This is a genomic window from Halocatena salina, assembly GCF_023115355.1.
In the GTDB taxonomy this organism is placed as follows: domain Archaea; phylum Halobacteriota; class Halobacteria; order Halobacteriales; family Haloarculaceae; genus Halocatena; species Halocatena salina.
Genome location: NZ_CP096021.1, coordinates 185,385 through 210,017, shown reverse-complemented (window position 1 = coordinate 210,017; position 24,633 = coordinate 185,385). Strand labels below are relative to the sequence as shown.

Sequence of the window (24,633 nt, the reverse complement as noted above, 5' to 3'; positions counted from 1 at the left end):
TTTTCAGACGTCTTTCCTGAGTCGGCGTCCCTGCGCCTTCAGCACGGTCACAATGTAGCCGAGACCTGTGCGCACATCGCGCCGGCCGAGTGAGCGAATGAGCCCGAACAGGCCAACCGGTTTCGGTTCCTGTTCGGCCTCCCCGACGGCGTTCAGCACCCTGTTCAGGCCGGTCACTGTCGATTCGTCGACCTCGAGGGCAGACAGTGTCCTCGACAACTCCACGAGATTATCGAGATGGCCCTCACGCTGGAGTTCCATCATGGAGTCGATAGCCGCTGCGGCCTCCGATCCGTTGTCACCGAGCGCGACAGCAAGTTCTTCTGCTTCTTCCTCGTCGAGCGACGCCGAGAGCGTCTCTGCAATACGAACGAACATATTGACATGACCGTGGTGCTGGAGGCGACAAACCGCGTCGAGGAGTTCCGAAAGTTCACCGGTGTTCTCGCCGATCCCTTCCGCGAGTGCCACGGTGCCATCGGTTGAGACGGCGTCCGCTGCTTCAACGAGCGTTATCATTGAATCTGTCAAATATTCGACTTCCTCATCGTCGGCGCTCGCGAGCACGAGTAGTGCCGTCTCGAGAATATTCTCTAGTTCGTCCGTGTACTCGGCAGCGGCCGCGTAGTCGTCGCCGTATTCTTCGATGACTGCACGAAGCGCTTGTTCTCCTTCTTTGGGCCGGTCTGACGATCGGTTCATCGCCGCCTCTGGAACGGTCGTTGTAGGATCTGCCATCTCAATCATCCCCCGAAGCTGGCTCAATATTCGTTTTGTGAGACTCTTCTGCACTGCTCTCTACGGGCCTGATGCAGACTGCTGATACCTTGAACTCCGGCGTCTTAGCCTCTGGATCGAGACGTTCAGCATCTGTTAACTCGTTCACTGCGTTTTCCGCGAAATGCATCGGCACGAATACGGTGTCCGTCCCGACGCGATCGGTCACCTGTGCTGGTACAGTAATTTCGCCGCGGCGCGACTCGATGCAGACCGGATCCCCATCCGCAATGTCGTAGTTCGCCGCGGTCTCTGGGTTGATCTCGACGAAGTTCTGTGAGTTGTACGTCATGATACCCTCATCTCGGTGCGTCATCGTGCCTGTGTGGTACTGATAGAGGACGCGACCGGTTGTGAGCGTCAGCGGATAGGTGTCATCTGGTGTCTCCATCGGCTCACTGTAGCCAATCGGCTTGAGGTGAGCGTTCCCATCTTCGGTGTTGAACGCCTCCGTATAGAGGCGTTGCGTACCGGGGTGGTCGAGATTGAAACACGGCCACTGGATACCCCCCTCACGCTCGACGCGTTCCTGGGTGATGCCGCCATAGATCGGAGTCAGCTGGCGTATCTCCTCCATGATTTCGGCGGTGTTTTCGTAGTCCCATTCGCGACCCAGTCGATTCGCGAGGTCCTGTAAGATCACCCAGTCCGGCTTCGAGTCGCCACGCGACTCGATGACTGGGTTCACCTTCTGGACGGTCCGGTCCGTGTTCGTGAACGTTCCTTCTTTCTCGAGGAACGAACACGCCGGTAGGACAACATCCGCGTACTTTGCGGTTTCATTCAAGAAAAGATCCTGTACGACGAGGAAGTCTATGTTCTCTAAGACTGTCTCGCCATGTCCTTTTCCGGGCTCGGAGAGTGCGGGGTTCTCACCGATGCAGTACATTCCGCGGAGCTCTCCGGCATCTGCCGCGTGGAACATCTCCGTCGTGTAGTAACCGCGATCGGCCGAGATATCACAATTCCAGGCGTCTTCGAACGTCTCGCGGACATCGTCATTCTCGATTTTCTGGTAGCCAGGAAGGTTGTCGGGAAGCGGTCCCATGTCACCGCCGCCACCTTGCACGTTGTTCTGGCCCCGGAACGGAGAGACGCCCGCCCCTCGTTTGCCGACGTTACCCGTGATCGCGGCAAGGTTCGCCAATGCTGTGACATTCTCCGTGCCGTGGGAGTGTTCGGTGATGCCGAGCGCCCAGCCGAACACGCATGTGTCGGCAGTCGCGATCGTTTCTGCGGCAGCCTTGATCTCCGCTGCGGGGGCGCCTGTAATCTCTTCGACACGTTCGGGCGTAAACTCCTGCACCGCCTCTTTCATGTCTTCGAACCCCGTTGCCCGTTCCTCAATGAACGCCTCGTCGTGGAGGTCATTCTCGATGATATGCCGAATGAGACCGTTGATCCAGACGGCGTCATACCCAGGATTAACCTGCGTGTATTGCGTGGCGTATTCGGCGATCGGGACTTCACGCGGGTCGAACACGATGAGGTCGCTGCCGTCACGGACGTTTTGCTTGATGCGAGTACCGATGACAGGGTGTGCCTCGGTCGTATTTGATCCCGTGATAAGATAGCAATCGGTCGTTTCAAGATCCTCGATGCTCACAGACGCTGCTCCGTAACCGAACGTCTTTGCGAGTCCTGTGACCGTCGATGAGTGACAGAGCCGATTACAGTTGTCGACAGTGTTCGTCCCCAGAACCTGCCGAGCGAACTTCCCCATGAGGTAGTTCTCCTCGTTCGTCGCTTTCGAGGAAGCGATGACTGACAGCGCCTCACCACCATAGTTGTCCGTAATGTCCTCGAATCCCTCCACGACACGCTCGTAGGCTTCGTCCCAGGACGCCGTTCGGAACTCGCCGTTCTCATTGCGGACAAGCGGTTTCGTAAGGCGATCATTGGCGTTCACAAAGCCGTAACTAAACTTTCCCTTCACGCAGGTTGAGATACCGTTCACGGGAGTCTTTTCAGGGTTAGCGGGTCGTGTGGCGAGGACTTCGTTCCCATCTGAGTACACGTCAAACCGACAGCCGACTGCACAGTACCCACAGGTGGTCGTGTCGACGGTCAGTTCCTCAAGACGTTTGTCGCTGATTGACCGCGCGATGTCGAACAGTTTGCCCTCTGGCATGGTGCCGGCGGCAACATCCTCGGCGATGTGTTCGACGTTCTTGAGTGCCTGCTCTTTTGCCTGCTGCATGTAGCTGGCGACGCCATTCGTCTCGTCACTCATGGCCAGTCCTCCAACTCCGACTCTGACTCCGACTCGCCAGCGGTATTTGTGCTCGTCGGCCCATTCGTTTCTGACCGGTCATCTTGTTTCATTGGCGTCATCGGTTCCTTATTCTCATCTGTCGATTCGAACGATTGTCCGATACTGTTCTTCTGGGTGAATCCGGGGATTGGGAGTGTCGCCGCATCTTCAATCCCTTTCTCGACCAGTGAGCCAGTCGGACAGACGGTCACGCAATGGCCACAGGAGACACACGTCGAGTCCGCCATTGTTTCCGCCCCGTTCTGGAAGCCGATACGGGTGTCCTGACCGCTGCCTTCCATGTGGAGGACGCCTTCAACCTGGACATCGTTACAGGCTTCAACACACCGATTACAGAGAATACACTTGTTGCGGTCGATCTGGATGAACGAGGAGGAATCGTCGATCGGTTCGTAGGCGTCGCGGTCATCGAGGACGCCATAGCGGGGTTCCTCAACGTCAGTGGCAATGGCAGCGTCTTGCAGTTCACAGCGACCATTCTTCCCACAAGTCGTACATCGCAGATTATGGTTCGACAGAACAAGATCAAGGTTGACGTCACGGGCCTCAGTCGCCGCCGTAGCATCGGTTTTGACGTTCAGTCCGTCCTCAGCGGGGAAGCTACACGACGGGACAAGACCGTGGTCATCCGTCTCGACCATACAAGTGCGACACTCACTTCGTGGACCGATGTTGTCCTCTCGGTCGTATGAACAGAGGGCTGGAACATCCTCGTTGGTATCGACAGCTGTAACGGCATCAAGTACGGTAGCTCCTTCTTCCAGCGTTACCTCATGGCCGTCAACGGTCACGGTCGCTGTGTCAGTGCTCCCGATTGTGGGATCAGTCGCCGTTCCCGGTTGTATTGCTTCAGTTAGTGGTGGTACGTCGGTACGTGTGAATTCGGAGCTCATTGGGATACCTCGTGTTGTAGTTCAGTGGTGCAGGTTCCTGTTGGACACTGTCCGCCGGCATGGACTGCGAACTCGTCTTCAAAGTGGTCAAGCCCCGTTGCGACAGGTCGCGTCGCATCACGGCCGAATGCGCAAATGCTCGAAGACTCTATGACACGGAGCAGTTCTTCGATGGCGTCTGGTCGGAACGAGCCATCGTACACCTCACGGAGGAGATCTGTTAGTTGCACCGTTCCCTCACGGCAGGGGACACAGCGCCCGCAGTTTTCGTCCTGTGCAAACCGCGATTGCTCGCCGATATAGGCGACGAGACATTGATCTTCGTTGAGCACATCGATAACGCCCTCCGTTCCGACACCGGCAGCACCGAGCGCGTCCGGTGTCGGGGCAATATCCAGATCCGGTGTCAGGCCGCCGAACTGGCCACCGACACATGCACACTTAAATGTACCATCAACGGTGACGGCCTCGCGTGCAGTTGCGAGCGATCCATCCGCAGGGAGTTCGACCGTCGCTTCATGCTGGACATCACCGCGGATCGTCACGATGCGCGTGGGGGCAGCCCCCGATGTTGCGTGGACGATCTGTGCGAGCGTCCGTGGTGTATGAACGAGCGTGGGTCGACCGTATATCCCCTCGATATCTGGTTGGGGTGGTCGAAGACGCGCTTCCAGCCGCTGGCTTCCCTCGATGGCTTCGAGTGCCATCGTTGGCTCGGCAGCGCGATACTCATCCGGTCCTGTCACGGCGTGCACCGCCGCGTTCGTCTGCGGTAGGTTTTCGATGGCCGCAGTGACGCGCTCGTGCGCCTGGTTGTCGGCCTCCGAGAGATAGATGATGACATCGCTCGCGTCGACGATCTGCGCCGCGGCGAGCGCCCCTTCGAGCGGAAGGAACGGGAGTGACTCCAATAAGAGTCTGTCACTGGGCGTCCCGTGAGCGTTGACGACGACTGCTGGATCGCCATCTGCATCGATAACGCGCTTCCACGAGTCACCGACAGAGGTATCTGCCATAGCGTCACCCCAGCCACGTCCAGTGACCCTGCGTGCCGCGCCGACCACGGTCTCGCCATCCGCGGTAAGCGTCTCGAAGCCACCAGATGCCCGGTAGTCATTCGGGCATGTCGGTCGAAGCCAACCACACCGACCCAACACGGTCCGTGTGCCGACCCCAAGCGGTGATCGGTCGGGGATTGGGAGACGGGTGGGCGTTGAAGCGTGTTCGATGACAGCGTCGGCATCCTCAATGTCGAGTTCGCCGTTATCGAGCGTGTCAGCAAGATCGGCCGCACGTTGGGGAGTGCACGACTCATAGAACGCTGTCTGCCTGTTCTGTGTTGCGAGTACGAGCGGCTCGAGAGCAGAGAGCCCGGTTGACCCGACTGCTACGACAGGGAGTGACGCCGCTGACGTGGCGACATTCAGCACCTCATCCCTCGAATTACGCCCCGCAACCCGCAGGACTGGCGATGCCTCAAGGACGTGTTCAGTCATCCTCCGTACCTTGCATACGTGATGTATTTTTCCAGAGTAGCAAAATGGTTTCCAAATTGTATCGGTGTGTCACATTACCTGTTGCGCTTGGTGGGACCGCCTTCGTATTCGAGGAATGAGCCGGGGGAACTGGGTAAAGGGAACTATCATTCGTCCAATCGAGTCGGGCACAATATGTCAATATATCCATTTCTCGAGTTCTCAAAAACAGGAATTCGTGAAATGACCGTCTCTACATTTCTGTACTCGTTTCGAGTGGACTGAGCCCAGCATTCATTACTGTTTCTCACGAAGCATCACACATCATGGATACGTCCACGGTGGAAATACCGATCACAGTCATCAGTGGCCCACTTGGGGCAGGGAAAACGACATTAGTCAATCGACTCCTTGACGACCCGGGTGGGAGAAAGATTGCCGTCCTTGTCAACGACATGGGTGAAGTGAACGTCGACGCGGAGTTACTCGCGTCTGAGACGGACGATAGCGTTATCGACCTCTCGAATGGGTGCATCTGCTGTCAGCTGCAAGACGATCTGGTGACCGAGGTGACACGGTTGGCGGAGGAACGTTCGTTCGACTACCTCGTCGTCGAGGCCTCGGGAATCAGCGAACCTCTCCCAATCGCGAGAGCATTGACTGAGGAGTCGGACGGGGACCGTCTACCAGACCGACTCCGACTGGATACCACCGTTTCGGTCATCGATGCCTACGGATTCTGGAAATCGTTCGACCCTGAGGAATCGCTTCCAGATGCTGCTCCCGATCCTGAACGGCCATTAACGGAGGTACTCGTAGAACAGGTCGAGTTCTGTGACGTGCTGTTGCTGAACAAGTGCGATATGGTTCCCGATGAGGCGCTGAATGCCGTCGAAGCCGCGATTCGAGAATTACAGCCACGTGCTCGCCTCCATCGGACGACCTACAGCGAGATCGATCCGAGTCAGGTTCTCGATACGGGGCGCTTTAATTTCCAAGCGGCGAAATACCACCAGGGCTGGAAACGGACCCTCGCAGGCGATGGGGCCAAGGAGGACCACGTCCACAGCCATACCCACGACGATACCGTCTCGTCAGCGACAGCTCACAACGTCGAGTCCTTCGTCTATCGTCGAGCCCGTCCGTTCCATCCGAACCGACTCGACGCTTGGCTTGATGTCTGGCAAGGGAACGTCGTTCGTGCGAAGGGGTTCGCGTGGGTCGCGAGTCGTCCCGAGACGGTTCTCGGCGTCAGTCAGGCAGGACCATCGGTGCAGGCAGGTCCCATCGGTCAGTGGGGGGATGAGAAACCAGAGACGCGACTCGTGTTCATCGGCCGCGACCTCGATGAGGCCACGTTGACCGAAGAACTTGATGAATGCCTGATAACAATGGACGAACGAGCGGAGGAGTATTCTGACGATCCGTTTCCCCGCGAGTCCACCTGATCAGGTCGCACCGAAGCCAACCTCTTCTCTGAGTTTGTCCCACGATTCGTGGAAGCCATAGGTGGCTTCCGATTCGCCACTGACGCCTGTCTGGTAAACCTCGTCGTACTCCAACAACTGGGTCCAGCCGTCGTGGTATCGGTAACTACAGTATTGGCACATAGAAAACGATACTCGGCTAACCAGCAAAGGAGTATCGGCTGAAACTGAGTTTCGAGACTCGACTGCCGTTAAGGTTCCAGTAGCACCTTCGTGACGCCCGCTTCGCGGTTGTCGAACTTTTCGTACATCCCGGGCGCGTCTTCGAGGTCGACACGGTGGGAGACAACCCAACTCGGGTCGGCACGACCTTCGATTATCATATCGCGGAGTTTGCGGTTGTACTCCTTAACGTTACATTGGCCAGTGCCGAGGGCCTGGCCTTTCTCAAAGAGGAGACCGAAATCGATGCCGAGACGGCCCTGTGCGGCCATCTCGTCGGGGGCACCGGGGTCGTCAGGGACGTAGAGACCGGGTATGCCGAGTTCACCAGTCGGCCGGACTGTCCGAATGAGGTTATTGATGACGACAGCTGGATTTTCGCGGGCAGGGTCGTACGCGTCGTCAGCTTCCTTGTCCGGATCGATTGCCTGGTAACCGACTGCATCGACACCCTTGTCGACACCGCTGCCGTGAATCTCTTTGATCTGCTCAACCGGGTCACCTTCCTCAAAGTTGATCGGGGTGGCGTCACAGTGTTCCTCGGCAAGTGTGAGACGGCTGGGGACGCGATCGACGACATAAATCTCGGCAGCACCCTTGAGCTTGGCGCTGTAGGCAGCCATCAGACCGACCGGACCAGCGCCGTAGATAGCGACCGAGTCACCGGATTCGAGATTGGCGAGTTCCGTGCCGTGCCAGCCTGTCGGGAAGATATCCGCGAGCAGTGCGAACGAGTCTTCGTGTTCCCGCCCGTCCGGCAGTTTGAGCGCGTTGAAATCAGCGTACGGGATGCGGAGTTTCTCAGCCTGCCCACCCTGATATGGGCCCATAGCGACGTATCCGTAGGCACCACCGGCAAACCCGGGATTGACGTTCGTACAGAAGCCCGTGTATCCGTTCTCACAGTTCTCACAGAAACCGCAGGCGACGTTGAACGGTGCGACGACGCGGTCACCGATTTCGAGGTCGCTGACGGCCTCGCCGACCTCCTCTACGGTACCCATGTTCTCGTGGCCGAATACGATTCCTGGCTCCGCGGCCGTCCGACCCTCGTACATGTGCAGATCGGATCCACAGATACATGTCGTCGTGATATCGATGACGACATCGTTTGGATGTTCGATCTGGGGCGTTTCGACTTCTTCCACAGCTACCTCTTGTTTGCCTTTGTAGACAACTGCATTCATGGACATTGTTCGTACTCCACTCAGTTCTGTGGATGGCCGCTATTTATATCCCGGGTCTCGTTGGCTTTCAAAAGAACTCATATTTCGAAGTGATAGATAAATTCAACAATACGCTTTCAAAATATTGGATATTTTAGTATTCATGTTTCTACTGAAAAGGCGATTACGGACTGCACACCCCTACTGCATCCCAAATTCGAACGGGTGGGTGAGTGCCGCCTATCGAATCACACAACATGTCGAACGACAGTACCACTGTGGTCAAACTCGTCACCAGGATACTCGTTTTTGTGAGCAGTCAAGTCAGTCGACACTGATTGAGCTATCAGTTCCGAAAGATCCAGGTACGACTCTCTGTCCCGCAAAACCAACGTGAGTTGGTCGAATACACCCAGTCGTATTGAAAGAAACGGGGAAGCAGCCACCTGCTCTATCAACTACATGAAGATCGACTCATTGCCGCAGTCGCCGAGAACGGGATCATCGGTTCCTCCTGCGGGCCGACGAACTGTTACTAACTGAGCTCCCGTCGTCCTTCGAGGGGACCACGTACTTTTCGAACATGCAGTTGGAACCATAGGTGGAAGCGGCACGCACCGACCTGGCGACTTCTCTATTGACTGGTATCGGATCCGTAACGACATGAAATCCAGCCGGAAATTGTGGAACGCACGTTCACAACGCGAAAAAGCAACCGAGGAAAAGCGACCTCACTAAGGAGAAACAGCGGTTGGAGCTGTGTTATAGGCGCAGCACACTCTAGGATTTACGAGTTGTACGCTTGCTGTGCGAGTTGGTGGAACCTGTGGACCGTGTGCTCGTTCGGTCCGAGTTGGGCCTGTGAGAGTGCGCCGGTTTTGAGCCCTTCCCACTGTCGCTCGACCAGTTCGAAGTCCTCTTCTTGGAGTTGGCGGCTCGTCCGGATGAACGCCTCTTCTTCCTCCGAGAGCTCGGGATCTTCGAAGTAGTAGTCCGCAATGAGCTGGAAGCGGTTGGTATCGATCGGGTCAATGATGTAGGTGCCGTAGCCATCGGCGGTTCCGTACATGTTGACCGTGAAGTTCGGCCAGAAGTAATGGAACTGGGCTTCGTGCTCGTCGTGGATACGCAGTTCATCGTCGACGTCCTGTGCGTGGGTGTAGTGAAGGACCCAATGGTAGTCGTTGACCTCGAGTTCGGACTCGTTGAGCGAGATTCCTTTGATCCAGTCTTGGTGGTTGGCCTGACAGTGGTCACACTCGGAGTAGTTGCTGCTGAAGACCTTCCAGTTACACTCGACCTCCGAGACGATGCGACTGGCGTGTTCGTACTCACCGAGTGGCAGTGCCTTGAGTCGGTCTTTCATCACGCCGGCCTGCTCATCGAGTGACATCGGATCGGCACTCAGATTGACGAAGATCAGCGGCCCGATGCTGTCTACGTGTACGTCGTCTAGTTCAGTGAGTTCAGTGGTGTCAAGATTCTCTGTGTCGGTCATCGTCGTTTCGGACACGAGCTCCGAGTTATCATTCGGGGAGAAGTTATTGAATGCCTTAATCCCCCCATCATCGTCTCGGACGACGATCAGGTCGTGACCACCGATAGTCCGAGTGAAGTATTCGCCAGCCTCTTTGATGCAGTTGGCGTGTCCGGCGTACACCCAGTACTGACCGAACACCGTCTCTTTCTCCATCTCGAAGATGTCCTGGCCGGTGAAGTACCGCGCTGGCAATGCATTCGATTTCTCCGTGATATCTGAGCTCACTGCTTTCGTCTGGGACGCATCCCACTGAGTCATACATTCGGTGATTGAGCGAATTGCTAAAAAGAATTAACCAGTGATATAGAGTATCTTTATAAGATCTCCATCGGCCCACACACGCTAACGACTAATTTCGGCGCTGTCTCAGCAGAGCGGGTCGAAGCGCACGATGAGGCCGAACCGGAGTTGGGCCATCAGCGGCGACTCCCGAACATGAAACTCAAAGACTGCAAGTACCGGAAGAAGGGTTGGTCCGCGCCATCGAATCGGTCGACGTAGACGAGACGTTGTTGCGCGAAGACTCGAAAAACAGCGATGATCGAGTGACGGGCATGCTACTCGCGGTTGGTCACTGACACCGTTGAGGGAGTGGCAGTATCTCTTCAGAATGCAGCTAGATGGTCGTCCTGTGGCTCGTACAGTCCGCCTCCCATTCGTAGTTCGTGAATCTCGTCCAGCGTTTGTTTCACCGACAGACCGCGCTCTTTCATCACCGCTGCGATAACACCCATTGGAACGCCGTTTCGGTGTTGGCCTTCAAGTTCCCTGATAACGTCCTTGAGGTCGTTAGCCGTGACCGCGTTGTCGAGGTCCGGCTCCGCGTGCTCGATTTCGATGTCGTGACCGGTGACCCGGTAATGTCGCCGGTAGAAGTTGATGACTTCGTTTGGGTCGTCGGTCTGTCGTGTCACGTCACAGTTCGGGCAGGCAGCAACGTACGGCTCTTGATCTTGTGAACTCATGGTGGTGGTATGTTGTGATTATGTGGTGGGCACCAGCGTCTTCTTGGCCTCCCTATCGTGGGAATGGACGCTGGATGCGAGGCACTGTTTACGAGTTGTATGCTTGCTGTGCGAGTTGGTGGAACCTGTGGACCGTGTGCTCGTTCGGCCCGAGTTGGGCCTGTGAGAGTGCGCCGGTTTTGAGCCCTTCCCACTGTCGCTCGACCAGTTCAAAGTCTTCTTCTTGGAGTTGGCGGCTCGTCCGGATGAACGCCTCTTCTTCCTCCGAGAGCTCGGGATCTTCGAAGTAGTAGTCCGCAATGAGCTGGAAGCGGTTGGTATCGATCGGGTCGATGATGTAGGTGCCGTAGCCGTCGGCGGTTCCGTACATGTTGACCGTGAAGTTCGGCCAGAAGTAATGGAACTGGGCTTCGTGCTCGTCGTGGATACGCAGTTCATCGTCGACATCTTCGTCGTGGGTGTAGTGAAGGACCCAGTGGTAGTCGTTGACCTCGAGTTCGGACTCGTTGAGTGAGATTCCTTTGATCCAGTCTTGGTGGTTGGCCTGACAGTGGTCACATTCGGAGTAGTTGCTGCTGAAGACCTTCCAGTTACACTCGACCTCCGAGACGATGCGACTGGCGTGTTCGTACTCACCGAGTGGCAGTGCCTCGAGTCGGTCTTTCATCACGCCGGCCTGCTCGTCGAGTGACATCGGATCGGCACTCAGATTGACGAAGATCAGCGGCCCGATGCTGTCTACGTGCACATCGTTCAGGGCGTTCTCCTTGCTATCGAACTCCTGGACCTCCTCGTCCTCGAGGTCTGGGTTTAAGCTGGCCTCCTCGAAACTCTTGGGCGTACTCTTGAGATCTCCCTCCAGATCGTAGGTCCAGAGGTGGTACGGGCACTTGATTCGGCGTGCGTTGCCAGAGTCGGTCATTGGTGTGTCCGTGACCATCTTCGACCCGCGATGGGCACAGACGTTGTCGAAGGCTTTGATGTTACCATCGTGACCACGAACGATTATCAGTTGTCGCTCACCGATAGTCCGAGTGAAGTATTCGCCAGCCTCTTTGATGCAGTTGGCGTGTCCGGCGTACACCCAGTACTGACCGAACACCGTCTCTTTCTCCATCTCGAAGATGTCCTGGCCGGTGAAGTACCGCGCTGGCAACGCGTTTGATTCGTCAGTGATGTCCGAACTCACTGCTTGCGCTTTGGAATCGTCCCACTGAGTCATAAACTACCTAGGTACCAGTTATAAAAAACAGTTGACCCGTGATACTGAACATCAATATAAACCGGTGAAGATTCAGTCGTGTAAGCGGCTGAACCGCGATAGCTCGCGTGGACACGAATCCGAGAGAAGTGAGTACGATGGCGTGCTGTGGGTGGTCAAGAGAAATTTCGTGACCACGCTGGCTCACATGGGGCTGAAAACCATTCTTCCAGCCGATTTCCCAGCGCGAGCACACAACCCCATTGGGTACTACTAAAAGAAGTTCACATCGATATCGCTGTGAAGAAGCGGTTACAGGGGCTGACCACAGTCAGCAGGCGCTACTCGCGCTACTTCGAATCCGGTCGGCGATTTCTACGCGTGAGACTTCCCGGTCTGGGTCATGTGCAATCCGTCGTACGACGAGATCGAGGAGGTTCAGTTCACTTAGTACGTTCTGCGTCCGCTCTCGGCTGAGTCCAAGTTGGCGCTGCATCTGGTGTACCGTCATTGATGACTCTATTGCGTCCACCAGCTCCTCGATTTCGATGTCATCCGGCAGACCGATGCCATCAGCGACAAGCGGTTTATTGAAGACGCTCTCGATCGGGTCCTCTGGCTCCACGTCGGATTCCTCTCCAGCTGTCGATTCTCCTGCAGTTCCATTATCGTCATTTACGCCCTTAGCGGCTGTTTGAGCGTCGGTTTTGTCTGAGCCACCGTGGCTATCCGTTGATGCGACGTTGGTCGCTTCTTCGTCATCCTCATCAGTCTCATCAATAATATTGTATGATGACGGTTTGTGGACTCCGGCTTCGGTCATGTATCGCCGCACCGTCTCCGAGGCGACATCCATCTCGATGTTCTCGGTCATCTCGGTGAACGTGTCGAAGGAATCGTACAGACACTGGAGATACTCCGTGTCGTCGTACGGCTGGAGATTCTCGTTTCGGGCAGCCTTGAGTTTGCGCTCGATTTCCGTCTGGTCGTTCTCTGAGTCTTCCGTTCCAGCGGCGATGAGATCGTGATCGTGATGATCGACTTCGTTCGATTTGGCTGCCACATTGTCACTAGTCTCCGAAGTGGGAGTCGATTCGTACGACGCACTATCCGTTGTTCTGTTCTCCTGGTCGGTTCTATCCACCGTACGTGCCTGCGAGTCTGAATCCGTGGATCCTGCGTCGGCGTGCCCCGCTTCCATCTCCGTCCCGAAGACAACTGCGAACGTCGTGACGACGGTTCCGTCATCAGCTATCCGAACGGCCTCCGTGTTGACCGTCGTGTCTCCGGAGATGTAGTCGTCTAATGTCGGAAGGACCGAGGACGAGAATTCGACCTGCAGACCACCATCCTCGGTAATCGTCGCTGCTGTCGGCGCCGTCGTGGTTTCCGATTCGTCGACCGAACACAGGGACACAGGAACGTCGAGTGTGACGTTCATCCCGGCCTCGGTCTGCATCTCGGTAGCCTCCGCTTCGACACGTTTGACGCATCCACCGTCTGATTCATACTGCTGAATCAGCCGGGTAAGTTTCTGAAACGAGGTGGTGGCTCCCATGACACTCAATCACAATTACTGAGTTGTGTGCATAATCATAACTGAGGAATATAGAACCTCTTTATATTGGTTGAGGGTTGGACTCCCGACTAGTACCCAAAGTACTAGATTCGAGTGAGTGGAGGATGTTCCTCTCGCGTGAGGAATATGATTGAGCATTCGCACGTCGCTGTTTATGGCAGAGAGAGCAGTCACTTATCGAAGCGTAGTGTTGTCTGCTGAAATACCGAACCATGCTCTTCAGACACCGATTCTTCCACTACTGTTCGTTCGAATCAGCCGATAGCTGACTCACAGCCTTCGCCGCGATCCACAATGTACTCCTCCAATGGTATCCCCTTCGAGTGAGCCACACACAAGTTTTTACCCTCGCTCTCCCTGTCAGAAGACGCAACTGGAATCGAGCACTGCCGACTCCATGGAGGTACGTACGTAAAATGAGCGACATAGAGATCGTTACCACGGAGGAATCGTTTGTCGAAACTGCTACGGAGGCACCAGTTGGTGCTCGGATACCTGTCGAGGTACGTGTCACTGTCACCGATCCGTTTACCGCCTATCGTCGCTGTCGTGACTGTGCGACTGATGGGTTCTATCTGGAGACGACAGGTGGTCAGTCCGGATGGGGGTACTTCGGCGTCGATCCCGTCGAACGCATCCAGGTATCTGCAGACGCGGTGTCACGGACTGATGCTTCCCCAACGCTAGACGCCATTGAGACAGTTCTCGGCCGCGAACAGTCGGTCCGCGGCGAGTGTGACGTGTCGTATCCGTGCGGCGCCTTCGGCTGGCTCTCATACGACGTCGCTCGAGAACTGGAAGACCTACCGGAGCCGACCGCGGACGAACGCCTACCGCGCCTGCAATTGGGCGTTTTCGATCGTGTCGCGGCCTGGAAAGAACCGAGAGATGACGAGGTCATCCTTCGTGTGGTGGCCTGTCCCATCGTCGATGACCCGACGACGGCGTACCTCGAGGGGCGCGAGAGCGCATGCTCGCTGGCACGGGCCACACTCCACGGAAGTAAGGAAGTGAGTGACCGGCCAGCAAATGCTGACCACGCCACCTTCGAAAGCGAGATCGGTCTGCGCGAGTACGCCGATCGGGTGCAGAACGTACAGGAGTACATTCGCGATGGAGACACGTTCCAGGCAAACATCTCGCACCGACTCGTCGCTCCAGCAGCAGTGCACCCCATCCACGTTTTCGAGGCGGTCAGGAATGTGAACCCGGCACCCTACTCCGGATTACTCGAGTTTCCGGGAGTTGACCTCGTCAGTGCCAGCCCCGAACTCCTGCTCGAGGTCGACGGCGATCACCTCATCACGGAACCGATTGCAGGCACTCGCCCACGAGGATGCACGCCCAAGGAGGACCGGGAGCTCGAAGCCGATCTCCTAAACGACGAGAAAGAGCGAGCAGAGCACGCGATGCTCGTGGATCTGGAACGAAACGACCTCGGGAAAGTAAGCACCTACGGATCAGTCGACGTGACCGAGTATCGTCGCGTCGACCGGTATTCCGAGGTCATGCATCTCGTTTCACGTGTCGAAGGGCGCAAACTGGCGGACGCGAGTCTGGCCGATGCCGTCGCAGCGGTGTTTCCTGGCGGCACTATCACTGGCGCGCCGAAACCTCGGACGATGAAGATAATCGACGAAGCCGAAACAGGATATCGTGGGCCGTACACCGGCAGCATCGGGATCTTCGGGTTCAACGGCCGAGCGACGCTAAACATGACTATCCGGACACTCGTTCACCACGAGGACGAGTATCGCCTCCGCGTCGGCGGTGGTGTCGTTCACGATTCGGTTCCTGAACGGGAATACGATGAAACGCTCGATAAGGCGCGGGCCCTGGTGACCGCTGTCGATAAAGCGCTCGGTGAACGAGCGTCGATCGCAGTCGAGACGGCGACCGACGCAGTGGAGGATGTCGAATGATTCTCATTATTGACAACTACGATTCGTTCGCGTACAACCTGGTCCAGTACGTTGGCCAGTTCGACACTGTCGAGGTTCGGCGAAACGACGAGATCGACGTTGAGGGAATCCGTACCCTCGACCCCGATGGAATCATCGTCTCTCCCGGTCCTGGGAGTCCACGAGACGCTGGTGTCTCAGTAGACGTGTTCGCCGAGCCGACGTACCCGGCGCTCGGTGTATGCCTTGGGCATCAGGCACTCTGTGCTGCACATGGCGCTTCGGTTGGCTACGCTCCCGAAGTGGTGCACGGCAAACCGTCAGCCGTGACCCACGAAGGCACCGACCTCTACAACGGCGTCGCCGACCCGTTCAAGGTGGGACGGTACCACTCGCTGGCGGTCGACCGCACTGACCTTCCGGACGTACTGGTCGAAACAGCTTACACCGACGACGACCGGAGCATCGTGATGAGCGTCGAACACACTAACCGCCCGCACTTTGGCGTACAGTTCCACCCCGAAAGTATTCTCACGGACGCTGGAGAGCGAATCGTCGAGAATTTTTGTACCACTATTGTCTCCGCGTGAGTGGATATCACTGGACGATCCCCGTGACGTCGGAACTGGAAAGATATCAACGAGACGACACCAGTCGGACGTGTGTAATGGTTTCGATTGCCACACTGTATCACTCACATGCCGAGCATTGTACGTCTGCAGGAAGAAAGCGATTTATGCATATCCCCGAACAGAGGCGGGTGTATGCACCTCGAGAGCGTATCCTGGACTGATGTAGACGACGTAGAGACTGCCCTCGCGATGGTACCGGTCGGCAGTACGGAGCAGCATGGCCCACACGCTCCGCTAGGGACGGATACCCTCAATGCGGAGACGGTCGCAGAGTCGGCCGCGGAACGATTCGACGGCCCTATCATCGTGTCCCCCGCGGTGCCCGTAGGTGTTGCTGAAGAACACCGGCAGTTTTCGGGGACGCTTTGGACTTCCGAATCGACCTTCAGGGCGTACGTCCGTGATATCGTTGGGAGTCTTGCGTTCCACGGCTTCGATCGTATCGTTCTGGTGAACGGTCACGGTGGTAACATCGCTTCCCTCCGGGAGGTCGCAGCGACGATTACTCGAAACGACGACGCGTACGCCGTTCCCTTCACGTGGTTCGAGGCAGTCGGTGAGCATTCGTCTCGCATGGGTCACGGTGGGCCGCTAGAAACCTCGTTGCTCCAGCACGCGACCCCGGGAACCGTCCACGAGCATCGCCTCGACGACGCAGCGGCCAAAGGGGGCGACCAGTGGGGAGATTGGGAGCACGGAGTCAACCTAGCGTTCGAGTCGGCCGAATTCACCGAGAATGGCGTCGTCGGCGATCCACGGGAGGCGAGCGCTGCCCTCGGTGAGGAACTCCTCGACGCTGCGAGCGACGCGCTGGTGAGCCTGTTGGAGACTGTCTCGGAGCGTAATATGGAGGCGCTCTCACAGTGGTAGACCTCCAGCAGTTCACGACGAACAGTAATCTCGGCGTCGATGACTGTTCGTGAACTCTGGTGACCAATCACTGTGTGATCGGACCGTTTCGTCTGTGCGGTCGATTCTGTCATCGCTGGTATTCTTCGACCGAGCACCGAGTCGCTGGCCGGTCGAATTCGCCATTGGAACTGACACCGGAGTGAGCTCTGAAAGAAAACGGTCGAGTATACCGAAAGGGTTGAGGAAATCCGAGTTGGAGCTTCGTCATTCACCGTCTAGGAGACACCACGTCTTCGCCACCAGCAGTTACCGATTAGTCGTCCACAGCGATCGCGTCAGCCTCGACAAGTTCGTGCCACTGCTCGACAGCGGCTTCGGCGACCTCACGGTCCTGCTCGACGGCACCGCCGGAGACACCGACCGCACCGACAACTTCACCGTCCTCTTCGAGCGGGTAGCCGCCACCGAAGATGACGATCTGATTGTCATCAGTCGTCTGTAGGCCATACAGGGAGTTCCCTGGTTCGGAGGGCTCTGCTAGTTCGTGGGTCGCCATTTCGAGGGCTGCCGATGTGTACGCCTTGTTCTTCGAGATGCTCACGGAGGCGAGCCAGCCACCGTCCATGCGGTGTTGTGCGATGAGGTTCCCCTCACTGTTCGCCACCGTAATCACCATCGGATTGTCGATCTCGTCGGCTTTCTGCTCTGCCGCTTCTATCAGCTCTTTCGCCGTCTGCAGTGGAATGGAATCTACCATCTCCAGGTGGGAGAAGTAAGGTCCTCCTCAAATAGGTTATCGTTATCGATGAATGGATAACCGTCGCTGACGTTTTTCATGGTGCGAAAAACCAGCCGTAAAGCGTCTCTATATGGGAATCTGAAAATTTGTGCTCAGTTCAGATGTGGCTGAGCGTCGTGTAATATCGATGGCCTCAACCCGTGCCGGACATCGACACTACATTATTTAGAATTGCTACTTTGTGTTTCAGGGAGTAGGGATTCTCTGGCGATGAAGAGGCAGTTCGGAACGATCCTGATGGAGCGTCGCCTGAAGCGAACGTAGGAGGGGATATAACTGATATTTGACTATTTAACAATGATATCGGTGTGAAGCACGTCCGCTGTAAAAACTCTATCCGTCGTGGATCCGTCAAGTTATGTCGGAATCAGGGTGAGCGATAGTTATATTTGTGCTCGTATGACAACCGGTAGTGTACAATTATGAACGCAGACGATAGCCTGCCAGCCCAGGCAGATACCGTTATCGTTGGTGCTGGTATCGTTGGATGCAATGTAGCGTACCAGCTCACCGAACTCGGGCGAGACGACGTGGTTGTCATCGACCAGGGACCGCTTCCAACCACTGGTGGGTCCTCCAGCCACGCGCCAGGTATCATGTTCCAGACCTCGGAGTCGAAGATCCTCTCGAAGTTCGCCAGCTACAGCCGTCAACTGTATTCAGCTCTCGAAGATTCGGACGGCACCCAAGCCTACAACGAGGTCGGTGGCATCGAGGTTGCACGGAGCGACGAACGTATGGAGTATCTCCAACGCCGCGTCGAGTGGGCTAAGTCTTGGGGCATTCCGGATCCAGAGATCCTCTCGCCCGAAAAAGTCGGAGAGAAACTGCCACATGTCGATACTGACGTAATCCAGGGTGGGTACTACTCGCCGACCGACGGACAGGTATCGGGTGTCGTCGCCTGTGCCGCGCTCGCTCGTGAGGCAATGGACCGTGGTGTGAAGTTCATTCCGCACACTCGGACGCACGATGTCGATATTGAGGGCGGGCAGGTACAAGCGGTCGTCACCGAGAACGGGACCGTCGAATGCAACGACGTCGTCATCGCAACGAACATCTGGGCGCGCCAACTCGGTGAGAAACTCGACGTCCATCTACCGGTGACCCCTGTCGAGCATCAGTATACGATGACCGAGCCGCTCGAGGAACTCGCCGACAACCGAATCGAAGTCAACGACCACCCGCTGTACGAGAACTACAAGAGCGTCTCCGGTGACAAGACAGACCGCTTGCTTGCGGGGCCAGATCGGCCAATCCTCCGCGATCAGGACAACGCGATGTACTTCCGGACACACGGTGACTCCTATGGTATCGGCTCGTACAACCATGAGCCGATCGTGCCGGATCCACAGGAACTTGGCGGCAACGAAGAGGATAGCGAACAGGGCTCGGTCCACGAGTTTACCGAGTACCACATGAACAATGCCACCCACCCAGACCGTCCGGACAAGGCACCACGACAGGCGAGCGACGAGTTGCTGCCTGCCACGGCGGAGAAGGAACTCGAACATAAGTATAACGGGATGTTTTCGGAGTCACCCAACGGTCTGCCGGTGATGGGTCCCGTTCAGCAGTACGACGGCCTCTGGACCGCTGCCGCCATCTGGGTCACCCACGCGGGCGGTGCCGGGAAAGCGCTCGCCGAGTGGATGGAAAACGGTGTCCCGCGCCTATCCGACGGACCGATCGACCTTCGGAACTGCAACGTCAACCGGTTCGACGAACACGAAGGTAGCTGGGACTTCGCCCGAGATACCGGCGGCGAGGAGTACCGCATCGTCTACAACATCATGCACCCGAAGTGGGTGTGGACGGACCACCAGCGTGACATCCGCCGGACCCCGATGTACCACTCGCACAAAGAACTCGACGCCGAACTGTGGGCCGAGGCCGGCTGGGAAGAACCCCATTGGTTCGAATCCAACGCCGACCTGCTCGCCGAGTATGGCGACCAGATCCCGGACCGGGACGGGTGGGAGAGCAAGTATTGGTCTCCCATCGAAGGCGCCGAGGCGCTCCACGTCCGCAACAAGGTCGGCCTCCACGACATGACTTCCTTCAACAAAATGGAGGTCGTCGGGGCGAACGCCGGAGGGTTCATCCAACGGCTCTGTACGAACGACATGGACCTCGACGTTGGAGATGTCCGGTACACGCTCATATGTAACGAGGCTGGCGGCGTCCGTGCGGATATCACCGTGACCCGCGTTGACGATGATCGCTATCTACTCTTGACAACCGGTCGTGAGGTCGGAAACAACCACGTCGCCTGGGTCCGCGAACAGTCTCCGGACGACGTTATCGTCAATGACATCACCTCCAGTCTAGCAGCGATGGTCTGTACCGGTCCACACGCCCGCGACGTGCTGTCGAAGGTGACCGACGTGGACCTCTCCGATGACTCCTTCCCGTTTTTCACGAGCCAGCAGTTCTTCATTAAGAACGTGCCTGTCACCGCGCTTCGGGTGTCCTATGCTGGCGAACTCGGCTGGGAGCTGTACACACCCTCCGAGTACGGCGAACGACTCTGGGAACACCTCATGGATGCCGGCGAAGAGTTCGACATTCGACCGTACGGCAACGGCGCACTAAATGCGCTGCGCATCGAGAAGGGCTTCCGACTGTGGGGTGAGGACCTGCACACCGAACACAACCCCTATGAGACGAACCTCAGCTGGGCAGTCGATCTTGAGACCGACTTCATCGGGAAGGACGCGGTTGTGGCCGCAGCCGAGGACGATAACATCGACCACAAGGTCGCCTGTCTGACCCTCGACGACGAGGACGCTACTGTTCTCCCCCACCGTCCAGTGCTCGATGGTGATGAAACGATTAGCTACATCCACAGCGCCGAATACGGCTATACAGTCGAGGCCTGCGTCATCTACACGTATCTCCCACCGGAGTACGCAGAGCCTGGAACGGACCTCGAGATCCTCTATGAGGGTGACTGCTATGACGCAACGGTTCGCGAGGAACCGCTGCTCAACTGAGACATTCGTACGGCTTGTACTCCCGTCTTTTCCCGCTGTTGACCCGCCTCACTAGCCTGGGTCTGCAGATAGTTCGACTTTGAAACGTGCTTTTCTCGGCTTCTATCAGAATCGGAGGAAGGATCGCTTCTAACCACACGAAGTAATTCTCTCCGCCAGTACCTAAATTAATGAGCCTGCCAGATGTGGCGGTATACGAGGACGCTGTGAGCAAGCCGTCTCGACAGGTATACCAAGAGTAAGCCATACGTCCTCTTCGAGTGCCTGGCGAATTCAGCTCGCAGTGGCTCCATTCGACTATGACAAACCATATCGACGGGAACAAGGTTGCAGACAGAATCAAAGCAGAACTACACTCGTGTATCGAAACGCTAGAGCAAAACGATGTCACGCCGGGATTGGCGACGGTCCTGATGAGCGACGACGGCGCAAGCGAGACCTATGTCTCGATGAAACAGCAGGCCTGTGACGATATCGGTATCGAAGGGTTTCACATCGAAATTCCCGCCGACGCGCCCGAGAAACGGCTCTTGCAGCGCATTGAGGAACTGAACGCCGATCCGACAGTCCACGGGATTCTCGTCCAGATGCCGGTTCCGGACCACGTCGACGAGAGTGCCGTCCTGGAGCAGGTCGACCCGCTGCACGACGTTGACGGGTTCCATCCCGAGAACGTCGGCCGACTCACTACTGGAAATCCACGATTCAAACCATGTACGCCACACGGCGTGCAAAAACTCCTCGAAGCGGCAGACGTAGACACTGAGGGCAAGAACGTGGTTATCGTCGGCCGATCCAACATCGTCGGCAAACCGATGATGAATCTCCTGGTCCAGAAGGCCGAGAACGGCAACGCAACGGTGACTGTCTGTCACTCTCGGACGGAAGATCTCGCGGCCAAAACTCGTCAGGCGGACATCGTCATCGCGGCTGCTGGCGTCCCGGAACTGATCGACGAGTCGATGCTTTCTGAGGAGGCAGTCGTCATTGACGTCGGCGTCAATCGCGTCGACACGGACACTGAGAAAGGATACGAACTTGTCGGTGACGTTGAGTTCGAGAGTGCCAAGAAGAAAGCAGCGGCGATTACACCGGTTCCGGGTGGTGTCGGCCCGCTCACAATCTCTATGCTACTTCACAACACGATCAAGGCGGCCGCCCTCCAAGAGGACGTGGCCGTCGATCTGCCCTGACATCCTGTAAGGGAGTCCGAATCTCGACAGGAAATATTTAGTAACGAAATCGACATTCTGTGGTTCCGTGTTTTTCGGATGTGTTTGCGTCATATCTGGATGAAACTCCCCGATTTACCCGGGGTGTATTTAAGTTACCGTTGCACTTATGAAAGCGACAGTGGGAGTGGAGTGTGAGATATATGAGCACAGAAGATTCCCTCACTCAGGCCGAGACAGTTATCATCGGTGCTGGTGCGGTCGGTTGTAGCGTCGCCTACCATCTAACCGAACTCGGTGCGGAAGACATCGCCGTCGTCGATCAGGGACCGCTTCCCATCACCGGTGGGTCGTCCACCCACGCACCGGGCATCATGTTCCAAACATCGCCGTCGAAGATACAGACGAAAACCGCTCATTACACGAGCCGTCTCCTGAAGGACGCTGGCGCCTACACGGAGGTCGGTGGTATCGAACTCGCGCGGTCCGAGGAGCGAATGGACTTCCTCAGACGACGTGTTGAATGGGCTGAGTCGTATGGACTACCCAAGCCACAACTCCTCGAACCCGAGGAAGTCACGGAGCATCTTCCGCTTATCAATGAAGACGAAATCCTGGGTGGCTACTACTCGCCGACCGACGGACGAGTAGACAGCACGGAGGCACTCACCTGGTATATGCAGGCCTCCGATGCGGATTTCTTCGGCAATACCGAGGTAACCGACATCGAGATCTCAGGCGGCGAAGTGCAGAGCGTCGTCACCGACAAGGGACGGATCGAGTGCGAACGGTGTGTCCTCGCGACAAACAACTGGGCGTACCAGACCGGGCAGATGGCTGGTCTCGACCTCCCGATAACGCCCGTCGAACACCAGTACGTGGTCACTGAAGCGCTCGAGGAACTCCCTAGGGATCGCACGCCACGCGGTGACGCAACTGCTGGCCTAGATATCCCTAGTGACAAGGCGATTACCGAATCGATGTCTCAGCCACCGGACCGGCCGGTCGGTCGCGACCAGGACAACTCACTGTACTTCCGAACCCACGGTGACGGTTACGGGCTCGGGTCGTACAACCACGAGTCGCTGGTCGTCGATCCCGACGAGATGGGCAAGAACTCCGACGAGAGCCAAGCGTCGGTCCACAGTTTCACGGAGGAACACTGGACGAAGGCGACCCATCCTAATCGAGATAAATCGCCCGAACAGGCGTTCAGCGAACTCCTCCCTGCTACGGTGGACAAAGAGTTCCGCGTCACCGAGAACGGTATCTTCGTCTACACGCCTGACGGGATGCCGGTCATCGGTGAAACGGCCTCTGTTGAGGGACTCTGGACCGGATTGGCTATCTGGTGGACCCACTCGAGTGGCTACGGGAGGATTCTTGCGGAGTGGATGGAAACCGGCGTCCCGCGTCTCCCATCGGGACCGGTCGATACGAGTGGCATCCACGTCCGACGGTTCGAGCCACATGCCGGGGGGAAGGACTACTTCACGGACCGGGGTGCCAAGCGGTACGAGCAGGTCTACAGCATCGTCGAACCGAGGTGGCAACCGGAGGAGCACCGTGGCCTTCGGGTCAGTCCGTTCTATCAGCAACAACTGGATCTCGGCGCGGAGTGCTACCAGAGTGGCGGGTGGGAGACCCCACAGTGGTACGAATACAACGAGGAGCTCGTCTCGAAGTACGAGGACCAGATACCCGAACAAGTCGGCTGGCAGGGCGTTAATCGGTCCCCCATCGAAGCTGTCGAGCACCTGCATACCCGTGAGAACGTCTCCATGTTCGATATGACGACGTTCAGTTCAATCATGGTCGAAGGGGAGAACGCCGGCGAGTTCCTACAGCACATCTGCAGCAACGACATGGATATCGAACCGGGGCAGGTTCGGTATACGACGATGTTAAACAAGGGCGGGACTATCATTGCTGATCTCACTGTTGTTCGCCTTGGCGAAAACGAATACATGGTAACAACCGGTGGCGGCAACTCACCGGGCATTCACGGTTCCTGGATAGAAGAGCACGCACCGGACACAGTTTCGGTCACAGTCGAGGAATCTTCGAAGTGTACACTGGGTCTTTGGGGCCCTGACTCCCGGCTCCTACTGCAGCGGGTCACCGACGCCGATGTTTCCAACGAGGGCTTTCCGTACTTCAGTAGTAAGCAGATGTACGTCGGTGATGTCCCTGTCATCGCGCTCCGCGTCTCGTACGTCGGCGAGCTAGGCTGGGAACTCTGGGCACCGTCCGAGTACGGGCAGAAACTGTGGACCACTCTGTGGGAAGCCGGACAGGACCTCGACATCAGACCGATGGGTGGTGGTGCCCTCGAGTCGATGCGTCTCGAGAAGGGTTTCCGACTGTGGGGTACCGACATCGGCACCGACGTGAACCCACTCGTAGCCGGACTTCCCTTTGCAGTCGATCTTGAAACTGACTTCATCGGAAAGGAGGCACTAGTCGAATCGAAAGAAGACGGACTTGACAAACAGATTGCCTGTCTAACTCTCGATGACTCGACGGACATCATGCTGAGTGGCCGCCCAGTCAAGAAGGACGGCGACACGATCGGCCACGTACAGGCTGGTGGCTACGGCTACAGCATCGACGAATCCATCGTCTACACGTATCTGCCGTCAACGTACGCCAAGGCTGGCACGTCAGTGACAGTCACGTGCGAAGGGGAACGATACGACGCGACAGTTCGCGACGAGCCGCTGTTCGACCCCGAACGTAACAAGATCATTAGATGATAACG

Annotated in this window: 18 protein-coding genes; 7 read left to right on the top strand and 11 right to left on the bottom strand. The window is 56.9% G+C overall.

What is annotated here, in order from left to right:
• Nucleotides 1-3: 3 nt before the first annotated feature.
• Genes MW046_RS16170 through MW046_RS16155 form a run of 4 tightly spaced genes read right to left on the bottom strand, consistent with a single transcriptional unit; the run spans nt 4 to nt 5,441 of the window.
• Nucleotides 4-738, bottom strand: coding sequence for a helical membrane plugin domain-containing protein (locus MW046_RS16170; protein WP_247995242.1), 735 nt, complete (start codon nt 736-738; stop codon nt 4-6).
• Between the two features lies 1 nt (nt 739).
• Nucleotides 740-3,010: a formate dehydrogenase subunit alpha gene (fdhF, locus tag MW046_RS16165; RefSeq protein ID WP_247995570.1), complete on the bottom strand. Its 2,271-nt coding sequence runs from the start codon at nt 3,008-3,010 to the stop codon at nt 740-742.
• Nucleotides 3,007-3,945, bottom strand: a complete 939-nt coding sequence (locus tag MW046_RS16160; protein ID WP_247995569.1) for a 2Fe-2S iron-sulfur cluster-binding protein — start codon at nt 3,943-3,945, stop codon at nt 3,007-3,009. The genes fdhF and MW046_RS16160 overlap by 4 nt, the downstream gene beginning before the upstream one ends.
• A complete protein-coding gene (locus MW046_RS16155; protein ID WP_247995568.1) occupies nt 3,942-5,441 on the bottom strand; it encodes an NADH-ubiquinone oxidoreductase-F iron-sulfur binding region domain-containing protein in 1,500 nt (499 codons plus the stop codon). The genes MW046_RS16160 and MW046_RS16155 overlap by 4 nt, the downstream gene beginning before the upstream one ends.
• 305 nt (nt 5,442-5,746) lie before the next feature.
• Here MW046_RS16155 and MW046_RS16150 point away from each other — a divergent pair, with 305 nt between their 5' ends.
• Nucleotides 5,747-6,868 carry a CobW family GTP-binding protein gene (locus tag MW046_RS16150; RefSeq protein ID WP_247995567.1) on the top strand — a complete coding sequence of 374 codons (1,122 nt, stop codon included), beginning with the start codon at nt 5,747-5,749 and terminating at the stop codon, nt 6,866-6,868.
• Here the strand turns inward: MW046_RS16150 and MW046_RS16145 are convergent, their stop codons facing one another.
• The 6 genes from MW046_RS16145 to MW046_RS16120 all read right to left on the bottom strand — a co-directional run bounded on the left by MW046_RS16145 (nt 6,869) and on the right by MW046_RS16120 (nt 13,499).
• Nucleotides 6,869-7,030 (bottom strand): hypothetical protein, encoded by a 162-nt coding sequence (locus MW046_RS16145; protein WP_247995566.1) that lies wholly within the window; start codon nt 7,028-7,030, stop codon nt 6,869-6,871.
• Nucleotides 7,031-7,098: 68 nt separating this feature from the next.
• Nucleotides 7,099-8,256, bottom strand: a complete 1,158-nt coding sequence (locus MW046_RS16140; protein ID WP_247995565.1) for a glutathione-independent formaldehyde dehydrogenase — start codon at nt 8,254-8,256, stop codon at nt 7,099-7,101.
• Nucleotides 8,257-9,022: 766 nt separating this feature from the next.
• Nucleotides 9,023-10,033, bottom strand: coding sequence for an aromatic ring-hydroxylating oxygenase subunit alpha (locus MW046_RS16135; RefSeq protein ID WP_247995564.1), 1,011 nt, complete (start codon nt 10,031-10,033; stop codon nt 9,023-9,025).
• 347 nt (nt 10,034-10,380) lie between these two features.
• Nucleotides 10,381-10,740 (bottom strand): hypothetical protein, encoded by a 360-nt coding sequence (locus MW046_RS16130; RefSeq protein ID WP_247995563.1) that lies wholly within the window; start codon nt 10,738-10,740, stop codon nt 10,381-10,383.
• Between the two features lie 88 nt (nt 10,741-10,828).
• Nucleotides 10,829-11,962: an aromatic ring-hydroxylating oxygenase subunit alpha gene (locus MW046_RS16125; protein WP_247995562.1), complete on the bottom strand. Its 1,134-nt coding sequence runs from the start codon at nt 11,960-11,962 to the stop codon at nt 10,829-10,831.
• A 310-nt stretch (nt 11,963-12,272) separates the two neighbouring features.
• On the bottom strand, nt 12,273-13,499 hold the full coding sequence (locus MW046_RS16120) for a DUF8073 domain-containing protein (RefSeq protein ID WP_247995561.1): 1,227 nt from the start codon (nt 13,497-13,499) through the stop codon (nt 12,273-12,275).
• A gap of 437 nt (nt 13,500-13,936) precedes the next feature.
• On the opposite strand from MW046_RS16120, the gene MW046_RS16115 reads away from it, so the two are divergent.
• From MW046_RS16115 to MW046_RS16105, 3 genes are all read left to right on the top strand, one after another.
• The gene (locus MW046_RS16115; RefSeq protein WP_247995560.1) at nt 13,937-15,442 is read left to right on the top strand and encodes an anthranilate synthase component I family protein; all 1,506 of its coding nucleotides are present in this window, start codon (nt 13,937-13,939) and stop codon (nt 15,440-15,442) included.
• Nucleotides 15,439-16,011 carry an anthranilate synthase component II gene (locus tag MW046_RS16110; protein ID WP_247995559.1) on the top strand — a complete coding sequence of 191 codons (573 nt, stop codon included), beginning with the start codon at nt 15,439-15,441 and terminating at the stop codon, nt 16,009-16,011. The genes MW046_RS16115 and MW046_RS16110 overlap by 4 nt, the downstream gene beginning before the upstream one ends.
• A 174-nt stretch (nt 16,012-16,185) precedes the next feature.
• Entirely contained in the window at nt 16,186-16,923 is a 738-nt protein-coding gene (locus MW046_RS16105; protein ID WP_247995558.1) for a creatininase family protein, read from the top strand.
• Between the two features lie 295 nt (nt 16,924-17,218).
• On the opposite strand, the gene MW046_RS16100 is transcribed toward MW046_RS16105, so the two are convergent.
• Entirely contained in the window at nt 17,219-17,662 is a 444-nt protein-coding gene (locus MW046_RS16100; protein ID WP_247995557.1) for a GlcG/HbpS family heme-binding protein, read from the bottom strand.
• A gap of 464 nt (nt 17,663-18,126) precedes the next feature.
• Here MW046_RS16100 and MW046_RS16095 point away from each other — a divergent pair, with 464 nt between their 5' ends.
• From MW046_RS16095 to MW046_RS16085, 3 genes are all read left to right on the top strand, one after another.
• A complete protein-coding gene (locus tag MW046_RS16095; RefSeq protein WP_247995556.1) occupies nt 18,127-20,700 on the top strand; it encodes a GcvT family protein in 2,574 nt (857 codons plus the stop codon).
• A gap of 299 nt (nt 20,701-20,999) precedes the next feature.
• Nucleotides 21,000-21,893, top strand: coding sequence for a tetrahydrofolate dehydrogenase/cyclohydrolase catalytic domain-containing protein (locus MW046_RS16090; RefSeq protein ID WP_247995555.1), 894 nt, complete (start codon nt 21,000-21,002; stop codon nt 21,891-21,893).
• Nucleotides 21,894-22,075: 182 nt separating this feature from the next.
• Nucleotides 22,076-24,628 (top strand): GcvT family protein, encoded by a 2,553-nt coding sequence (locus tag MW046_RS16085; protein WP_247995554.1) that lies wholly within the window; start codon nt 22,076-22,078, stop codon nt 24,626-24,628.
• Nucleotides 24,629-24,633: the final 5 nt, after the last annotated feature.